Annotated in this window: 11 protein-coding genes and 1 riboswitch; all 11 genes read right to left on the bottom strand. The window is 41.8% G+C overall.

Translation table 11 applies throughout. The features are described from left to right. Nucleotides 1-178: 178 nt before the first annotated feature. The 11 genes from guaA to NYE65_RS14685 all read right to left on the bottom strand — a co-directional run bounded on the left by guaA (nucleotide 179) and on the right by NYE65_RS14685 (nucleotide 18,580). Nucleotides 179-1,735, bottom strand: coding sequence for a glutamine-hydrolyzing GMP synthase (guaA, locus tag NYE65_RS14735; RefSeq protein WP_034306157.1), 1,557 nt, complete (start codon nucleotides 1,733-1,735; stop codon nucleotides 179-181). A gap of 141 nt (nucleotides 1,736-1,876) precedes the next feature. Next, nucleotides 1,877-1,978: riboswitch (purine riboswitch) on the bottom strand. Between the two features lie 36 nt (nucleotides 1,979-2,014). Beyond that, nucleotides 2,015-4,216, bottom strand: a complete 2,202-nt coding sequence (locus tag NYE65_RS14730; RefSeq protein WP_340861141.1) for a DUF4129 domain-containing transglutaminase family protein — start codon at nucleotides 4,214-4,216, stop codon at nucleotides 2,015-2,017. After that, the gene (locus NYE65_RS14725; protein ID WP_340861140.1) at nucleotides 4,213-5,367 is read right to left on the bottom strand and encodes a DUF58 domain-containing protein; all 1,155 of its coding nucleotides are present in this window, start codon (nucleotides 5,365-5,367) and stop codon (nucleotides 4,213-4,215) included. Before NYE65_RS14725 ends, NYE65_RS14730 begins: the two co-directional genes overlap by 4 nt. Nucleotides 5,368-5,405: 38 nt before the next feature. Next, nucleotides 5,406-6,362 carry an AAA family ATPase gene (locus NYE65_RS14720; RefSeq protein ID WP_328178673.1) on the bottom strand — a complete coding sequence of 319 codons (957 nt, stop codon included), beginning with the start codon at nucleotides 6,360-6,362 and terminating at the stop codon, nucleotides 5,406-5,408. A gap of 821 nt (nucleotides 6,363-7,183) precedes the next feature. After that, nucleotides 7,184-7,666, bottom strand: coding sequence for a type VII secretion protein EssA (essA, locus tag NYE65_RS14715; protein ID WP_328178611.1), 483 nt, complete (start codon nucleotides 7,664-7,666; stop codon nucleotides 7,184-7,186). Beyond that, nucleotides 7,653-10,580, bottom strand: a complete 2,928-nt coding sequence (gene esaA / locus NYE65_RS14710) for a type VII secretion protein EsaA (protein WP_340861139.1) — start codon at nucleotides 10,578-10,580, stop codon at nucleotides 7,653-7,655. Before esaA ends, essA begins: the two co-directional genes overlap by 14 nt. Beyond that, complete coding sequence (gene essC / locus NYE65_RS14705; RefSeq protein WP_340861138.1) at nucleotides 10,573-15,054, bottom strand: type VII secretion protein EssC; 4,482 nt, start codon at nucleotides 15,052-15,054, stop codon at nucleotides 10,573-10,575. Before essC ends, esaA begins: the two co-directional genes overlap by 8 nt. Nucleotides 15,055-15,084: 30 nt before the next feature. Beyond that, the gene (essB, locus tag NYE65_RS14700; RefSeq protein ID WP_340861137.1) at nucleotides 15,085-16,428 is read right to left on the bottom strand and encodes a type VII secretion protein EssB; all 1,344 of its coding nucleotides are present in this window, start codon (nucleotides 16,426-16,428) and stop codon (nucleotides 15,085-15,087) included. Between the two features lie 70 nt (nucleotides 16,429-16,498). Next, nucleotides 16,499-16,738, bottom strand: coding sequence for an EsaB/YukD family protein (locus tag NYE65_RS14695; RefSeq protein ID WP_328178612.1), 240 nt, complete (start codon nucleotides 16,736-16,738; stop codon nucleotides 16,499-16,501). A 95-nt stretch (nucleotides 16,739-16,833) separates the two neighbouring features. Next, nucleotides 16,834-17,124 (bottom strand): WXG100 family type VII secretion target, encoded by a 291-nt coding sequence (locus NYE65_RS14690; protein WP_034306171.1) that lies wholly within the window; start codon nucleotides 17,122-17,124, stop codon nucleotides 16,834-16,836. Nucleotides 17,125-17,665: 541 nt separating this feature from the next. Continuing rightward, the gene (locus NYE65_RS14685; protein ID WP_340862132.1) at nucleotides 17,666-18,580 is read right to left on the bottom strand and encodes a nucleoside hydrolase; all 915 of its coding nucleotides are present in this window, start codon (nucleotides 18,578-18,580) and stop codon (nucleotides 17,666-17,668) included. Nucleotides 18,581-18,834 lie beyond the last annotated feature (254 nt).

Here is an 18,834-nt window from a genome sequence, read left to right as displayed (position 1 = left end):
CGAATATTTTTTATGTAATTTTAGGCAATGTTCGCGTTTCGCTAGTTATTCCTTAATTATCATGGCTATATCTTCGCCAACATACGTAAAATGTAAGTAATCTACATATTCAAATACTATTTCAACAAAAAAAATCAGTGAAGGTTAATTCCTTCACTGATTGGATGGTTTCAATCTACTATTCCCACTCGATCGTTGCAGGCGGCTTAGACGTAATGTCATAAACGACGCGGTTTACATGGTTTACTTCATTAACGATTCTCGTTGAGATGATTTCAAGTACATCCCATGGGATTCTTGCCCAATCGGATGTCATTCCGTCAATGGACGTAACCGCACGGATTCCAATTGTATAGTCATACGTACGTGCATCGCCCATTACTCCTACGCTACGAATGTTAGGAAGCACCGTAAAGTACTGCCAAATTTCGCGTTCCAAACCATTTTTTCTAATTTCTTCACGTAAAATATGGTCAGACTCACGAACGATTTCAAGTTTTTCATCTGAAATTTCGCCTAATACACGAATACCTAAACCTGGACCAGGGAATGGTTGACGCCAAACGATTTCGTCCGGAATTCCCATTTCACTTCCAAGTGCACGCACTTCATCCTTGAATAGAGTGTTCAAAGGCTCAATCAATTTAAATTGCATATCTTCCGGCAGACCGCCAACATTGTGATGCGATTTAATTGTTTGTGCAGTGGCCGTACCACTTTCAATAATGTCTGTGTAAAGTGTACCCTGTGCAAGGAAATCAATTCCTTCGAGCTTCGTTGCTTCGTCATCGAATACGTAGATGAACTCGTTACCGATGATTTTCCGTTTTTGTTCCGGATCTGAAACGCCAGCAAGCTTCGATAGGAAACGTTCTTTTGCATCGACCTTGATTACGTTCATATTGAAACCTTCCCTGAATGTTTCCATTACACCTTCGGCTTCGCCTTTACGAAGTAATCCATGATCAACGAAAATACATGTCAGCTGATCGCCAATCGCTTTATGGATCAATACAGCAACAACGGATGAATCCACCCCGCCGCTCAATGCGCATAACACTTTTTTATCTCCGACCGTTTGGCGGATTTTCTCCATCTCGATTTCAATGAAGTTCTCCATTGACCAGTCACCTTTACAACCACAAACGCCGAATACGAAATTTTTCAGAATGTCATTACCGTATACGGAATGACGGACTTCTGGATGGAATTGCACGGCATACAATTTACGTGACTCGTCACTCATAGCCGAAATTGGGCAAGACGGGTTCGTCCCGTCAATTTGGAAACCTTCAGGCGTTTCCACCACTAAATCACCATGGCTCATCCAGACGATTTGTTCTTTTGGCAGGTCGCTGAATAACTTCGACTCGTTTTGGATGGCAAGTGTCGCTTTTCCGTATTCACGGTTCTTCGCTGGTTCCACCTTACCGCCAAAATGTTTGGTCATAAGCTGCATGCCATAACAAATACCGAAAATCGGAAGACCCATTTCGAATATGCGTTCATCACAACCAAATGCATTTGCATCATAAACACTGTTCGGGCCCCCTGAGAAGATGATTCCCGTCGGGTTCATTTTCTCAATTTCTTCTACAGTAATTGTATGAGGATGAAGCTCACTGTACACACCAAATTCACGGATACGACGAGTGATCAATTGATTATATTGGCTTCCGAAATCAAGTACTACGATCATTTCCTGGTTTTTTTGCAATTCTGTTTTCCCCGGCACAAACGTCACCTCTATCAATGTAATTCACTCATAAAATCGAGTGATAATTCTTATAAAAAATATTATCATAAAAAAAGAAAAACTAAAAACCCACCCTCAAAAATACAGAAAAAGTACAGACGAAGGCAGATTTTCAGCTTTCCTGTTAAAATCCGCCTTCATAGTCAAATCATTTACGGTGATTCGGTAGAAACTTTCGATCCATATTATCGAGGATATATGAAGGATATATTAGTTTAAGTTAGTTTTTGTTATTGTATCAATATAATAAAAACCTGGTCAAGAGCTAGTTTTTCTCATTAAGCTTTCCCAACCCTTTTGAAAGTGTTTCCATTCCCCATCTTCCGCGTCTCCACGATATATCATTAACTCGTATCCAGCCGTCAATTCACTCATCTCATCTGTAGCGTACACTGCATCCACATAGGCGGCGTACTCCCTTAAGGTTTGCCCCTCCGGCCGAACTATACCAGCCCGTTTTAATTGTTTCAATAATATTAAATAAGCTGTCGAGAAATGAGCATCGGTTTTCTTTCTATAACGAAGAATCTGCAGAAGAGGAATCCACTTCCTTCTGAGGAAATAACCGATAGAAGCAAAAATCAATCCACCTGATAATGTGATTGCAGACCATTTTAAGAACCCTACCATGTTCCCAAAACCCGTTTTCACGGAGGATTGAGTTTCCCTATCTGGTGTATCCTGGCGTTCCCTGGCCTCTTTCTTTGTTTGCTCTTCATTAGTCGGGGTTTCTTCAGGGTTCTTGATTGCTTGCTGTTTCAATTCCGAATCGTAAAATTCCACTTCCCCATTGAAACCCTTTGTCGGCTCGAAGGGAATCCAGCCTATCCCTGAAAAATAAACCTCGACCCAGGAATGTGCATTATTATTGGTCACCTTATAAACGGATTCGCCATCAAGGATTGATTTTTCCCCTTCGGTATAGCCCTTTACCCATCTTGCAGGTATATTGGCGGCCCTTAGTAATACGACCATGGCAGTTGAAAAATTATCGCAATACCCTATCTGTGTCTCGAATAAAAATTGATCGACATAATCTTGATTGCTCTCTGGATACGGAATATCGTCCTTGGAATAAATGAATTCAGCTCCGTCAAAATAATCCTCAATGGCTTTTGCTTTATCGTACCAATTCGTTTCATTGCTTGTAAGCCGGGAGGCCAATTCAAATATCCGGTTTGGCAATCCCTCTGGAAGCTGAGTGTTTTTTTCCATTAATAAATCCATGGAATCGTCGGGTTCCGTCACCTTCCTTAACTCAGCTATATCAAAACTTGGCATATCATAAACCAGTTCATACTCTTTCATGGAAAGTCGTTCGCCATTACCCTGTTCGGAAATAAATTTGTCCATCTCCTGATGATATTTGAAATCCTGCCCGTTTTTGCCCTCGATCTTTTTTACATACCCGGACTGCGGATGAAGGATATGTGAATATGATTCCGTCATGGATACTTTTGCGGTCATTTCTTCAGTCCTCACCAATTCAGGAACGTCGTAAATATCTAACGTTGCCATATCCTGCCCGTTGGAAAAAGTGTGAAATTCCGTTTCCGGTATGGAAACCCACCCTTTACCGGTATAAATATTCTTGTTCTCGACTTTCCAGTAATGTCCTGCAGGAGCATTATTATAAAAAACGATGGAACTATCCGGCTCTATCGAACCGCCAAGATCCGAATCGTCTTCATCATATCCGACACTTTTACGCTTCGAATCACCGTCTTCTTTCACAGCTTTATCAGAATAGGAAGTAATATAAGGCACCGGGTCCGGCCACTGCGGGGAAAGCTTTGGGGCGGCGAAACCGACAAGGACACTTACCAATATCATGCCGGTCAGCATCAAGATCCACTTATTGATGGAAGCCATCGGAAAATTAATCCTCTCCTGTATCGTTAGCCGCAGCAGGGAAAGCAAGCCGAGCATCAAAAACCCGATGATGATGATTCTTATCATTGCACTATCCCCCGCATAAGGAGTGAATGTGTCGAGTACAGATATAAAAATCACAGTTAACATAAAAAAGAAAAAGATGCTTTGCCTCACCATCACCCAGTAATGGATCAAATATGTCACAAGCCAAAGAAGGATAAAAAATAGAAACGTTCGAAATGGATTTGTGATCAACTCCCAATTCCCATCATATATAAAACCAAGATTGCCCTTAAAATCCGCTAGAAACCCTTTCAGCCATGACAATTGGTAGAAAGCCTCTTTTGAATGGAGGAACTGTAATGAAATCATTATATATCCACTAATGAGAATTAATCGGATCGACCAATGTATGCGGAAATAATGCAGCAGCAGGGAGTAGAGCAAAAATAAGATAAAAATGATGAGATTACCTGTATCGGTGAGTCTATCGACAGGCCTCAACCATTCTGTAATCAACAACAGACCAAATACATACATGAGGACGTGCATGAACTTTTCCAATTTTCCGGTAGTGACATTCATTTCGCCATCACCTCCGATCTGCCAAACTTTAGTTGGTGATGTTCAAAAAAGCTAACCTTTATCCCCCTCGAAACAGCAGCAGAGCTTGACAGCCTTTCTTCATCAGTAAGATCTGCCTGTTTCTTCACGCATAACATCAATCCCTGATTAGGCCGGAAAGCACTCAATATGTCCACCTTTTCTAAGGTTAAGTCTGAAACGATGAATATCACAGCAGCGTTTGCCGGAAGAATTCCCTTTCTGAAATTTTCGTTCAATGTGTTTACAACACCCGGCTTTTCTTTAGCAAGCCGGTTAAAAATCTTTCGTTTCTGTTTGTTGCCTGCTGCTGCCGGTATGATTAACCTCGAGCCCCTACTCACATACCCAACTTCCATGCCCTTCTTTAACATGGCATGGGCAAGGGAAGCCGCCATTTCAATGGATTCTTCGAATAAATCCGACGGCTTTTCATCAAGCATGATGAATACATCCCGGTTTTTCTGCACCTCGAATTCCTTCGTCATGATTTCACTCGTCCTGGCAGTCGCCTTCCAGTTAATCCAAGACAATTGATCGCCTGGCTGATATTCCCTTACACCGGAGACCACTGAATGTTCCCGTTGTGTTTTCTTTGTTGAGACCAATGCCCCCTGATTGAACACTCGATCAAGATCACTGTAGGCAAGCTCGTGATAACGAGGAAAAACGGTTATTTTCAAAGGTGAACTATATATCGCTTCTTTTTCGACCAGCCCGATAAAGTCCCCAATCCAAAAGCGGATCGATTGAAACGAATGCTCTCCCCGCTGCAAGTTTTCCAAGGTATATGACATGCTGAAGGTACGCTTGAATCCCGGAAAGATAATTATTTTCCTTTGTAGTCCCCTATCTTCCATCTCCTGAGGCAATTCCTCCTCTACCACCATAAATAATAGGGGGAGCCGGTTTTTACGCGTAAACGTCAATGCTATCTCAACGGATTCACCAGCCTGGCATTCCCTTTTATTGACCTTTCTCTCAACGGTAAAATCATGCAGCGGATAAAACAGCAGGATCAAAGCGTACACAGAAAACGGCAAAAATGAATAAAAAATGAACCAACTGACAAAACCGCCTTGAAACATTGCATAGCAAAAGGAAACGGTCATGAGTAATACAAGTCCGATCACACTCATATTTCCCCTTAGAATGTTGATGAATCTTCGCATTAGGTTACAGCCCGCTTCACAGGCACTTTTGTTGTCGCGACAATTTCATGTATCACCATTCCAGCATCGAAGCCCTCATAATTCGCTTCCGGCTTCAAAATAAGCCGATGGGAAAATACGAATGGCACTAAATATTGAACATCGTCAGGCAGGACATAGTCCCTGCCCTGGATCAGCGCGTAAGCCTGGGCTGCCTTCATCAATGCTATCGATCCACGAGGGCTCACCCCTAAGTAGACCCCTTCATGTGAACGTGTTTGATTCGCCAATTCAACAATGTATCGTTTTATTGTTTCATCCACTATCACCGCTTTTACCTCACCCTGTAATTCTATCAATTCATCCAAGGTGATGACGGATTCCAATTCCTCTAGCGGTGCCGTGTATTGAGCCCTATGAAGAACCTCTATCTCTTCTTCCATACCTGGATAGCCCATTTTCATTTTTAATAGGAATCTATCCAATTGAGCCTCCGGCAGCGGATATGTTCCCTCGTACTCGATTGGATTTTGTGTAGCCATTACGAAAAAGGGCTTCTCCAATCCTCTTGTGACACCATCAATCGTCACACTTGCCTCTTCCATCGCTTCAAGCAATGCAGACTGAGTCTTCGGCGAGGTCCGGTTTATTTCATCGGCTAAAATAATATGGCCCATTATCGGACCTGGCCTAAAGATGAATTCTTGGTCCTTAGGATTGAAGATCGAAACGCCAGTAACATCCGAAGGAAGTAAATCGGGCGTGAATTGAATTCGCTTGAAGCTTGCACCTATTGATTTTGCCAATGCCCTTACCATGACTGTCTTTCCCACACCCGGAACATCCTCCAATAAGACATGTCCTCCGGAAAGGAGTGCTACGATGCTTAGTTCTGCTATATCCCGTTTTCCGATAATCACCTTTTCGATATTCCCTAGAACCATTTCCAGTTTTTGATTGACCTGCTTATAAATCATTCTCTACCTCCCGGGATTCACATTATCACTATTATTTCATGTCTTCTCTATATCACGCATTTTACATTAAGACCCAATTGAACCTTACATTGTAAGTTTACTAGATAACCGGAAAACCATAAACGAATTTGTTCTAAAAATATTATAGTGGCTTACTGAAAAAGGCAGGGTTAACTGTTTACTAAGTGAATATACCAATGATGACGTCCATTTGTTTAATGAAAATATCCTGTCACGCCATGGACCAAGGATTGGGGAAGCTGTTGAACTCGCAGACTGTTCATCCTGACTTGTTCAAATAACAGATAGGAAGCGCCAATAAATCGGCACATCGCAGTTTGTAGACAAAAGAGTTTCGGAATTAAAAAAATTCCGAAACCCTTTTGAAATTCCAATTTTGGCAGTTAAGAGAATCGGGCCGGGAAAAGCGCGTTTAGGAAGACCCCGCAGGCACAAGCCGAGGGCAGACCGCCCCCGCTGAAAGCGAGTGCCTGGAGCGGAGATCAACGTCCAAATTGTACAAGCCCATAAATAAACGGCAGGCAAACTCCAATAGATCGTCCACCTTTTCATAATTTCCCGCTCCTGTCATCAGGGCAATGAAGCCACGGCCTTTCGATCTGTATATTCTTAGTAAACTTCTTTTCTGACTTGTTTATGCTAAAATGAATGCAATCCACTCCTAATATATAAGAGGTACTGATCATGTATAAAAAATTCTTCATTTTGATCTTCGCAGCCGCCCTACTTTTAGGGCTTATTAAAACCGTTATGGATATGTAGTGAAAACAGCCCGATTCCTGAGGGGAATCGGGCTGTTTTCATTTTCGTTTAACCTCTCCATTCAGCTTCCCCATTTTCGGGATAAGGATAAAAAACAAACAAACGACCAAAAGTGCCAAAACGATGCCGAGCAATATCGTCAGGTCAAAATTAAGCGAAGGCTCTGTTTCTTCTTCGTTTCTCGTTGGAATGCGGACCTCCGAGAATAATCCAAGCTGTTCTGATTTTGAAGCGATGGTATTATTTTGATTCTCCATTACAGGAGACTGAAACAATGAGTCCTTCACCGAGTCAATGGCATCATATTTCCCTCTTTCAAAGGTGAGGTCCTTTTGTTCTTCAGGCAGTTTCCGCTTCTGTTCCAACAATCCTTCTTCATGGAAATACTCCGTTTGAACATCAATATCGTTTTCTTGATATTCATTGGGCTCCACCATCGGTTCCTCTTCCGCCTTGCCATGAGGTGCATGGCTAAAAAACAGGATGAGCAAGACAGGCATTACGTATTTATTCCACTTCATGGGCCATTGCTCTTCTTTCTGCAAGACGCTTCACTATATATGGAATGACCGTTGCGATAAGCGTCAGTACAATCAAAATGATACTAGCCGGAATGAATTCCGACTGATTACCGAATTGAATGGACATGTATACGTCCGCAACAGGGTGGTCTACATTGAAATTAGGCATGATTAAATCCAATAATGGAATGGTAAAGAAACTGATCAAACCAATCACCAGGATAGCACCGACAAACGGCCCAATCGAGAAGGCAAGTCTGGTAAACGCTGAACAGAAGAATAGAAGCAGGACGGTGAAGACGGTCCATTTAATCTCCTGCATATCTCCCAGTGGATAGATCTTCAAGCCATACATGCTGATGATTAAACCTACGATCAGATTCAATAAGGTAAACAAGGCCGCATGGACCATCATTGGAATGGTTTCATAATGATGCAGGAAGAAACCGATCAATATCCCAGAAATGAGTATGATCACCAACATGACGATCGGTGGGATATTAACCTTTTCCTGATGAAGGACTTCCCCGCTGATTTGTACGGGATTCGCTAAATATTCGTACACATACCCGTTCTCCTGATCATCGACTAGAGTGTTGTTCAAGACGCTATATACGTCCGTCTTGATTTTTTCGGTTGAGTCTACATTTTGGGACCAATTATCATTAAGCTGATCGGCCCTTTCCTGTACGGACCCCACTTTCGCTTGCAGGTCTGCTGTATCCTTCGTGACCGTTTCCTGTCTTTCCGCTACAGAATTGACAAGCTCGGAAATGAAGCCGACCGTTGTTGCCGTATTGTCTTGAAGTGATACAAACATTTCTCCATCAAGGTTAACGGGCGGTTCTGCCTCCATCTCAGGAACTTCCATATCATCCGACAAATTGGCAGACACTTCTTGAGCCTTGCCGGTAATTGCCGCCAATTCAGCTAAAGTGGCTTTCTGCCCCGTTTCGACGTTAGCATCATATTCTTTCATATAACCCATAATGGACTCCGAGAACATCCCGAAGTTCTCATTGACTCCTGCTAAACTGGCTTTAACGAGTTTCGCTTCTTCATCTACATTTCCGGAAACCCCATTTTTCAAGTTTTCCAATTCTTTTATATTGGCTGCAAATATCTTATCTACATTTGCTTCGGTGACTCTTTCTGCCAATTCTCCATAAGATGAGAGTGAACCGTAATAGGCAAGGAGGGTAGTTGAATCCCGATTGGTGATAGGATTCTCGAAGGCCTTCACAAGCACCGCTCGCCTTTCACCCCCCACTTTTTCCAGAAGTGACTGTTCGAGAGTCTTGATTTCTGCGATGGCCTCTTCGATTGTCATACTCTGGATGTCCTGTAATTTTTGAATATCTTCCTGTGACTTTTTCCATTGGTCACCTAAATCCTTATAATTCGTGCCGAGTTCATTATAATCAGCTTGTAATTCCGTAAACTGTGCCAGCAGGTCATTATATGAATCTACCAGTGTATTAAACTCCGTTATCACTTGGTTATAATTCCCCGTTCTGCCGCTTACCGTTCCGCTGAGATTATTGATTTCCGTTTGGAGTTCCGCTGTAAGGATGTTGACTTGTTCAGCAGCTCCTTCACTTCCTTCTGCCGGCACCAAACTTTCAAGTGCCGTGTTGATCCCATTGATTTGATCCAGCAGTACCTGGAGAGACAGTTCATCAATCGGGTCCTTCTTGTCAGGTGCAGCAGCTGATTCACCTTTTCCCGTTTCCGTTTCAATATCCTCTATAGGCGTCGTTCCTTCACCTATATCCTCCCCATCACCAGAGCTGCTTGCAAGATTTCCTCTTTGCATAAGCAAGGTTGACTGAAGGTTATCAAGACCCGCCTCTTCCGATTGTTTCAATTGTTCAATCGAGCTTTGTTGATCTTGGGTGATTTTCGTAATTTGTTCTACTTGTTTGTCTTTCATGCTTGTTGAAAATTGTTCCAATTCATTACTGCTGGAATCAAGTTTCTGCTGCATGATTCCAACATTTTCTCTAATGCCTTGATCATTAAGGCTGTATTTCGTATTCATCCCTTGCTGAATCTCTGGTATAGATTGATTCCCCTCATTCAGCACCTTGTCGTATGACTGCACACTCTTCATGACAAGCTGCTGATTTTGCGCAGAGGCCTTCTCAAAAAGGATACTTTGAGCTTTTTGATATTCCTCAAAAGAAACAACATCTTTTACAAATGAAGCCATTTGAGTCTTCGTGTTCCCTATTTCATCAATTGTTTCAGTACTTGTTTTGCCAGCATCTTTCGTCTCGGCAAAAACTCCTTCAAGCATGTCCTTATGCTGCTTGATTTCGCCTGCAAGACTTTCCGAGCTTGGAGTATAGAACTCATACATCGTGTTTTGAAAAGCGATTTCTTTAGCAAGGACATTATCGAACTTCTTACGGATGTCCTCGACCGATTGGGAAACATAGCTCCAATACTGTGTTGAAATATGCTTATTCATTTTGCTCTTTGTTTTCTCTAATTCCTTTTGTACCTTTTCCATGTTCTCTGCATTCAAACTAGGTTGTACCTTGTATTTTATCCCCGCCTTGACAGGCTGTTCATCATCGAACGTATAAATATTCTCTGAAAAATCGGATGGAAAATATATGACTGCATCATACTTTTCATTTGCAAGTCCACTTTCCGCCGTACTTCTATTTACCACAAACCACTCATATTCAGAATCCTTGTCCAGTGTAGTAACAAGCTCTGATCCCATGTAAATGGGGTTATGGTTAAATTCTGTCCCATTATCTTCATTAACAATGGCGATTTCACGAGAAGCCGTTTCTGTCATTTTCATTGGATTTTGGCCAATATAAGAAAAAAACAAGATTGGCAGCGCTAAGATCACCAGTATTTTACCGATTAACAGTATCGGTTTTATTTTTTCAGACACTCTCTTGCACTCTCCTTCTTTCTTCACTTAGCGGAATTTGGATTTTACTCTCCTGGCCATTCAGCACAAAATATCCGTAACCCGGCTGTATTTCTTCTTCTTTTCTGGAATAGGAGAGGGTGTACAAGCTTTGGTCCGATTTTTTAAGAAGCAAAACAGCCTGTCTGACTTGTTTCAGTTCGGTTGTCAACGAATCATACCCCTTCGTGAAGTCGTTGGCATTTCCAGCGACAATCAGACTAAACCCGAGATGACTGTATTGTTTCATCAAGCTGCTGATCCTATCCTGAATCCTGCCGTCTATCGTTTGCTGGATCCTTGAAATGCTATCTATGACAAATATGACCGGTGGGAATTCCAGTTGCTTCATCGGTTTCAATTCCAATGCCGCAAGATAACTTCGCTCACGTTCTTCAAATATTCCAGTGATATGATCAAGCCATTCGGTTATCCGCTCTTTTGTTTCCACATAGCTCACCTTCTCCTCAAAAGCATAAGAAGATAGGCCGCGATCCACTCCGTCAAATAATCCAATTTCGCCGACCGCCTGTGTAAGTAACGATTCCAGCAGCACTTTAAGGACATTCGTTTTCCCTTTACGTGACTGTCCTACGACAAGCAGGAATGGATTGGCATTCAACTCCACGAATAAAGGTGTAACGCTTTCCTCTGAAAGCCCGATTGGAATGGCATCCTTCTTAATGGTTTGTGAGCAGTAACTCTTGAAACTGCTGGAATCAAGACGTGCCGGTAGCATCCGAATCGCCGGCGGTTTGTCCATTTCCTTATATTTAACCTTATGTTCTGCCACAGCTTGTTTCATTTCTTCCAAAACGGCTATATCATCCGCTCCATCGGCTGGTAAGTAAATCTGGGTGAGATAGGTTTGGTCCTTTTTCACCAACGCCCTGCCAGGAACAGGTTCATTTTCATAAGGGGTTCTCCCCAAAACTGAATATTTTTCCGAACTGTCCATTAAGTAATGGACAACCTTCGTCTTAAGGCTATTCATTAACGGCTGGCGAATCGCATTGATTCGCGTTGCCGTTAAAATCATGAAGATTCCAAGTGATTGTCCATCACGTGCAAACTGAACGAATTGGGCTTCCTGATCCTGCATCTCATCCTTCACTATGTCAAAATTGTCGACCACGATATAAATAATCGGCAATTTATCTTCCACCAATGCATTATAAAGCTTTATGTTACTAAGCTCCTTTTCTGAAAAAAGCAGCTTACGCCTTTCCATTTCCGCTTTCATGAATAACATGAATTTTTCGATTTTCCTTAACTCATCAAACCTAAAGTATTCCCCAGTATGAGGCAGCTGGCGCATTGGGAGTAAAGCGCTATTCCCGAAGTCGAAAATATAATAATGCAGTTCTTCAGGACTGAATTGATCTGCAAAACTAAAGAGAAGTGTCAAAACGGTAGTTGACTTGCCGTACCCGGAAGAACCAAAAACCCCTATATTCCCATCATCAATCCAGTTATATACATAATTGGTCTGGCTTTGCAATTCGGGCTCATCCTTCATTCCCAGGTGGAATTGATTCATCGTCAGGCTTCTTTCAGGGTTTCTTGATAAACGATCTGAAAGAGGCGGCAGCCATGGGCTTGCCAACTTCTTAATCTCCATTTCTTCCTGTATCGCCACAATTCGATCCGCCACGGCTTCAATTTCACTAATCTTTTCTTTCCTCATATTAGTGACCTGTTCCGATACATTTGAGATTTGAACAAGACCGAGGTCTGTGACAAGTGCCACTTCATCCTCAGATCCAACCGTATCCTCTAAATATGGGGCACCGCTCCATGCAGACTGGAAAAATTCATAAACCTCGTTATTTCCAACCTGCAAATATCCCCGTCCAGTGACAGTAATATTTGCTGCATCGCTATTTTTAAGAATTTCCTTACTATCACTGGCATCCTGCACTTTCAAGGAAATTTTAAAACGGGCATTGCTCCAAATCTGGTTATCAATTACACCGCCCGGCTTTTGTGTAGCAAGAATTAAATGAACTCCCAAGCTCCGTCCAATTCGCGCCGTACTCACTAATTCGCGGATGAAATCGGGTTCTTCATTTTTAAGTTCCGCAAACTCATCTGATATCAAAAATAGGTGCGGTAACGGTTCATCCGCTTTGCCTTCTTTGTATAGGTCCGTGTAATCGTTGATATGATTGACTTCGTATCGATCAAACATGCGCTGGCGCTTCTTCAATTCACTATTGATGGATGCTAGTGCCCTGGCACTGAAGTTCTTGCTTCCCTCAATATTCGTTATGACTCCCAGCAGATGCGGAATCTGCCTGAATGGCTGTGCCATTCCCCCGCCTTTATAATCTATAAGCAAAAAGGCAACTTCATGCGGATGATAATGAACGGCTAATGATAGGATGTAGGTTTGCAGTAATTCACTTTTCCCCGATCCTGTCGTTCCGGCAACCAATCCATGGGGGCCATGCGCCTTTTCATGCAAGTTCAATTCAACCCTATCCGCTTTCCCTTTCAATCCAATCGGAACTGCCAAGGATTTGGAAGACTGATTGGTCCGCCAGTTTTGGCTGATAGGCAGCTCTTCCACTTCACGAGCTTTCAATAACTCAAGGAATGAAACCGTTTCTGGTATGGAATTGTTCATGCCTTTTTGATGATCTAATGAACGGAGCGTACGTGCATAACGCTCATTTCCTTCTTTTGAATGTGCATCAAGTTTAAATGGAGTATGAACGGCCTTCGTTTGCTGGATGAGAATCTCACCCTCAAAATCATTGATGTACTTCACAAGCGTATGGACATTTTCCGTCAAACTTTCTTTTGCATCCGCTGCAAAAATCGTCGAGATGCCTAAATCGTCCGTTTTGCCTTCTAAATATTCCAATATGACATGTTCAGCTATTAAATTACGATCCGTGACAATAAAGACAAAGTGGGGAGTGAATCTCACTTTCCCTTTGTTCTCATCCAAATCTCTTTCCCTCAATAGCTGATAAATCGAGGTCAGGAGCTGGTCACGTGATTGCTCATTATATATAAATCCTTTTGCATAGGCATGCGGCAATTGAAAATGAGGGAGCCATTTCATCCATTCCCATTCCTGATAATCCTTTTCCGGAAAGATGGCGACAAATCGAACATCATGATAACTATGAAAAAAGGCCAGTTGCCCAATCAATTGCTGCAGCTCTCGTTTAACAATCGATTCCTTTCCGACCAGGCCCATCGATCCGCTTGATAAATCGATCGATAACGGAAGATCTTCCAGGTTTTTGTATGCATCCACAAGTTCCTGCGACTGCTCAAGTAAATCATCTATATCCCGATTGGACATATCGCTGCTATTTACCGACACTTGATAACTTGAGGGTATGGTCGCCGTTCCAATCTTAAAGTGCAGAGCATCTTCACTTTCCAGAGTTCGTTCCCATATACGATCGCTAATACTATCAGTTAGAAGCTTCATCCTTTCAAAGGAGGGGTAATGATAGAACAGCACATTCTTTTGTTTTTCAGACAGCTCTTGAAGTTCTTCCCTCTTCTGCTCTAGATACCTTGTATATACACGTTGGCGTTTTTCTTCTCTGAATTTTTGCTTCTTTTTGTCTTTAAAGTATTGTACCGTCGAGGTAACTAAAGTCGTCGTGAACATCACAATCGATATGATGATGAAAATGCCCCGCGGCTGAATGACCGTGATGACCCCCATGACGATCAGCATCATTAAGGGCGGCATAAGGATTAACCATAACCCTCTATTATTATCTTCCGCTTCTTGGCTCGGAAAAGATATCGTCACTTTCTCATCCGGCAATTCGTAGATCATCCTTGGTGTCCGGCGATACTGTGGATAGTTTTTTTTCATTTCAGAGATTGGCTTCTTCATTTTAGCTAAAGATGTTTCATGACTTTCGGCGCTATGAATCATCAATAAGTCGCCTTCAATCAACCTCAGCACCATATGCGGCCAGCAAACCAGATCACCATTTTGAATGGGAACAGGCTTCGTTACCCTTTCACCGTTCAGGAATATCCTGCTATTTCCCACTTGCATGAGGTGCCACTGCCCTTTATGCAGCACAAGGGAAAAGTCATTGCCGGAAACGGGTCCTTCTTTACGTATAGTCGCTCCCGCCTTGGCCGATAAAGTGATTTCTTTCAAGTTGCCTATATAATAGAGGCTTTCTTCCAATTCCCCTGACGTATAAAAAATCTCGACCGTTTCTTCTCCTTCTTGAAAGGTGAAGCTATGGAATGGCTTTACATCGCCAAGCTTCTTGTCCTCTCTAAATACCTCATATTCATCAAGTCCCTCATTTTTTTTCAGCTTGATAGGACCTTGTTCAAAAGGAATGGAATAAACGGTGATCGTATCCTGTTTAGATGGCCCAATCGAAATTGGACCGTTATGATTATCCTTGATCGTAAAGGATTGGTAGGTCCCACTAGAATAAATCCATAATAAACTCATTAAATCTCACCTCCGCAAAAGGCCCATTGCTCACTCTTTGCTTTTCTCTTTTTCTTCAGTTGATTTTTTGGAGGAATCCTTACTTTCTTCTTTTCCCCCAGAAGCAGGTTCGTTTTCCGCTTCTTCTTTTACAGCAGGTTTTGCTTCCGCTGCGGCTTTATCCTCTATATTCGAGTCTGTTGCAGCAGGGTTCTGATCTTGCTGTTCCTCCATTTGCTTATCCAATTCCTTTTTTTCCTTTTCATATTGGGATAGCTCGGTATCGACTTCTTTAATTTGCGTTTCCTTTTCTTCCCCAGATAGGCTATCGTCCAACTTAATCTGTTCTTTCTGGTTTACCAGCCCGTACATAATCAGTTCGCGATCCTCCATGATTCTCGCCAAATCGATCGCTTCCTCGCTCATGCCCCTGCCTATATAAATCCAATATAGGAGATACTGACTATCCGTTTGCAACGTGATTGCATTTTCCACGTTTTTCCTGGCTACTCCCTCCAATGGTTCATAAGTGACGTAGGACTTCGCCAGTTCATATTGAACGACATACGGCATCTTTTTCGGATCGTAGTTTTCCAAACGGTCAATGACTTCACTGTATTTTTGTTTTAAGAAGCTTTCACCGCTTTCTACATATACTTCCTGCTTAGGGTGGGAGAAGAATAGTGTGTAAATCGTAAACAATAGCAGTGGCACTAGAACGATCACCGTACCCCAAAGTGTATAACGACCCGTTTTCCATTTCTTTTCAGGAATATGTACAAATGCTTTTTCTTCCTTCTCTAAAGCTTCTATCCGGTTTTGAATGACCGTGGAAAGTTCATCCCAAGTCCCCGATGACAATATACTTTGTGATTCGTTCGATAGTTTCAGTGTTTTATGGTAAAGCAGATACTCTTCGAATGTATGCTGCCCATCCACAAGCGCCGAAATCGTTGCCTTCGTTTCTTTAAATAACTCATCTTGATTATGCTCATAAGGAGGCAAACTGTCTTTTACCCCATAATGCAAGAAATACGGGGTCAAGCTTGAATCGAAAACGATATTTTCCGGACAAACGACTAGTTGCAGGCGATTCAATTCATGATTCCTTATTTTCTTTTGTATTTGATAAGACGATAACCATTTACTCAATGGATTTTTATCTTTAGCTTTGGAAAAAACAAAAAAAGAGGCTGGTGGATTTACTCTGATCTTCACCTCGTCCTCTGTCACTTCTATATGTTTCTGGAGAGCATCATCCGCTTCATGAATAAGCTGTAATTCCAGTGGGTCCTGCATCGGTAGTTTTGCCCGTTGGAAAACGAACGAATGCCCCTTATCATCCTTCATCATTGCAGCTTCTGTTTTTTTCTCCAGATATGGTTTCTCATCCATTTTATGTAACTCCTTTACCCCTGCTAAAGGGCTTTAGACTTTTTTCCTATAAAGAGTCCACACCTATCCATTAGAGGATCTCAAGGCGGTCCCCCGTCGTAATTCCGCTATCAAGCAGGGTTTCATAACCTGAACATACGAACTCTTTATTCTGGACCCGCACCCAATAGCCTTCTTTAGGTGCACTGGCAATATCTTTTACCTGCCATATTATCTCCACAAGCTTCTTGATGGAGCGGTAATTTGACACTTGCAAATCAAATACTTCCCCTGTATACCTGTTTAAATCGATCGTTAGTTGAATATATATGGAATCCACCTCTTTTAAAGCAAAAAAGCACCACGATCTTCAAAAAGAGTCGCGGCGCTTTTTCCTAGAAATTCATTTTCTCATTTACCTAATGATTATCCGCGAATTTGACTAGCAATCTGATTATCTGTGTCTTCAAGGATTTGAGCTGATTTATTCAATTGTTGAGAAACTTCATTCAACAAGCGAGCCATATCCATGAATGAAGGCTTTAATTCTTCGTACTGACCTACGAAAGCCTCACTGGAAGAACCTTCCCAAATACCAGTTAAATGATCTCTCATTCTATCTAAACGACCAATCATATCCGTTACTTGTTGGCTCTCATTATCATATTGTCTAGCTACATCTTTAAGTTCCGAAGGTGTTACGCGAATTTGTGACATAGAAAAAATCCTCCTTTTATCTTATATAGTACATTTTAATAGAACCATACATTTTCTGCCATATAAATAAGCGCAAAGTCGAAAAATGGTAAATTATAATTATGCAAAAAAACCTAAATATGGCATTAGGAAAGTCTATGTACCTGTTTTCCCAAACCTTTAAACCCATTTTTTAATTATTTTTTAATATTTTACTTTTTTATGGTAAAAAAAGTACCTTATACCCAATATTTCTGAACCGTTATCCATTAACATGGTTTTCACCATAATAATAGTGACTTTCGACTTTCTTTTCTACGAAATTAATCAAACGTTTGATTAAAGTCTGAAAAGCAATTTTTATGATTGATTGAATATAAACCATTTACAAAATATAATGCATGGAGGACCTTTTTTACCATGCTACTTTCAACTTTATTTTGACAGGTATCCTTGTCATATAGCGAGAATCGATATATCCAACAGAAACAGGCCAGCTTTTGCCAATGATTTTTTTGGAATATCCTTTATGTTACATTCATGATTCAATTACGTTGCTTAATCATATAACCCGTTCCAAAAAGTGTTTCAAAAACCGCTCACTTTCCACATTCGTACAGACACGGATTCTAGGTTCGCCATCCTTTTGACCGATTGTCCTGCCTGCTTCTTCACCCTCGGTCACCACCTTGACGTTCATCCATTCTGTCCTGACAAAACTTGAATCAATCGCAACCCCGACTGCAAGCGGATCATGAAGGGCGCAACCACCTAAACCTGGATGGGAGTTTTCATATGCTTTCATATAATAATCGGTCATTTCCGCTAAAAATTCGGCGCTTTCCTTACCAGTGGCACGCCAATCATCAAGCTTCGATTTCAGTAGGTATGTTTGCAGCGTCACATCAAGCCCCACTAGGGTGATCGGCAGTCCTGAAGTCAATACCTGATGTGCCGCTTCAGGATCTGATATTATGTTCGCTTCAGCATAAGGGGTTACATTTCCTGGTACGTTTACGGCACCGCCCATAATTACGACCTCTTTTACAAGTGACATGATCATCGGCGCTTTATTGATCGCCAATGCGATGTTAGTCAGAGGTCCAACTGCAATGATCGTAATTTCATGCGGTCGGCTTTGCACTTGATCGATAATGAAATCTGCTGCATTTCCTTGTGATGCTTTGATGGTTGGTTTAAACCGAAGGGTATTTCCTAACCCGTCTTCCCCATGAACATGCTTGGGATACCGTTTCTTCCTTCCGCGTACCAAAGTTTGGTCAGCACCTTCATATACCGGTATGCGCCTATTTAATTTCTCCAAGACGGCAAGTGTATTACGGGTCGAATCAACAACGGGCACGTTACCAAAGCAAGTGGTGAATCCGAGCACTTCCAATTCAGGGGAATTTAAAGCATATGTCATCGCCATGGCATCATCTATCCCCGTATCTACATCAAATATGATTGGTTTCAATATTTCCACACCTTCCAAAATCACTTTTTGCTTTAACAACTCATTGCTTCTCTTATCTCTTCCTTATGTATAAAGAAACACTGTTTTCCAACTGAATTTTAACATTCAACGATAGCCCAGTTCCACAGAAATTTAGGAATACTCATAATTCACAAACAAATGACAAGTACAGTAGGCACTTGTATCTACCAGTAAAAATAGTTGACCGCCCATAAATATCAATGATATAAAAAGTGAAAAGAAGAAGTTGTGCT

The organism is Peribacillus sp. FSL R5-0717, assembly GCF_038002945.1.
Taxonomy (GTDB): Bacteria; Bacillota; Bacilli; order Bacillales; family DSM-1321; genus Peribacillus; species Peribacillus frigoritolerans.
This window is presented reverse-complemented; position numbering and strand designations above follow the sequence as displayed.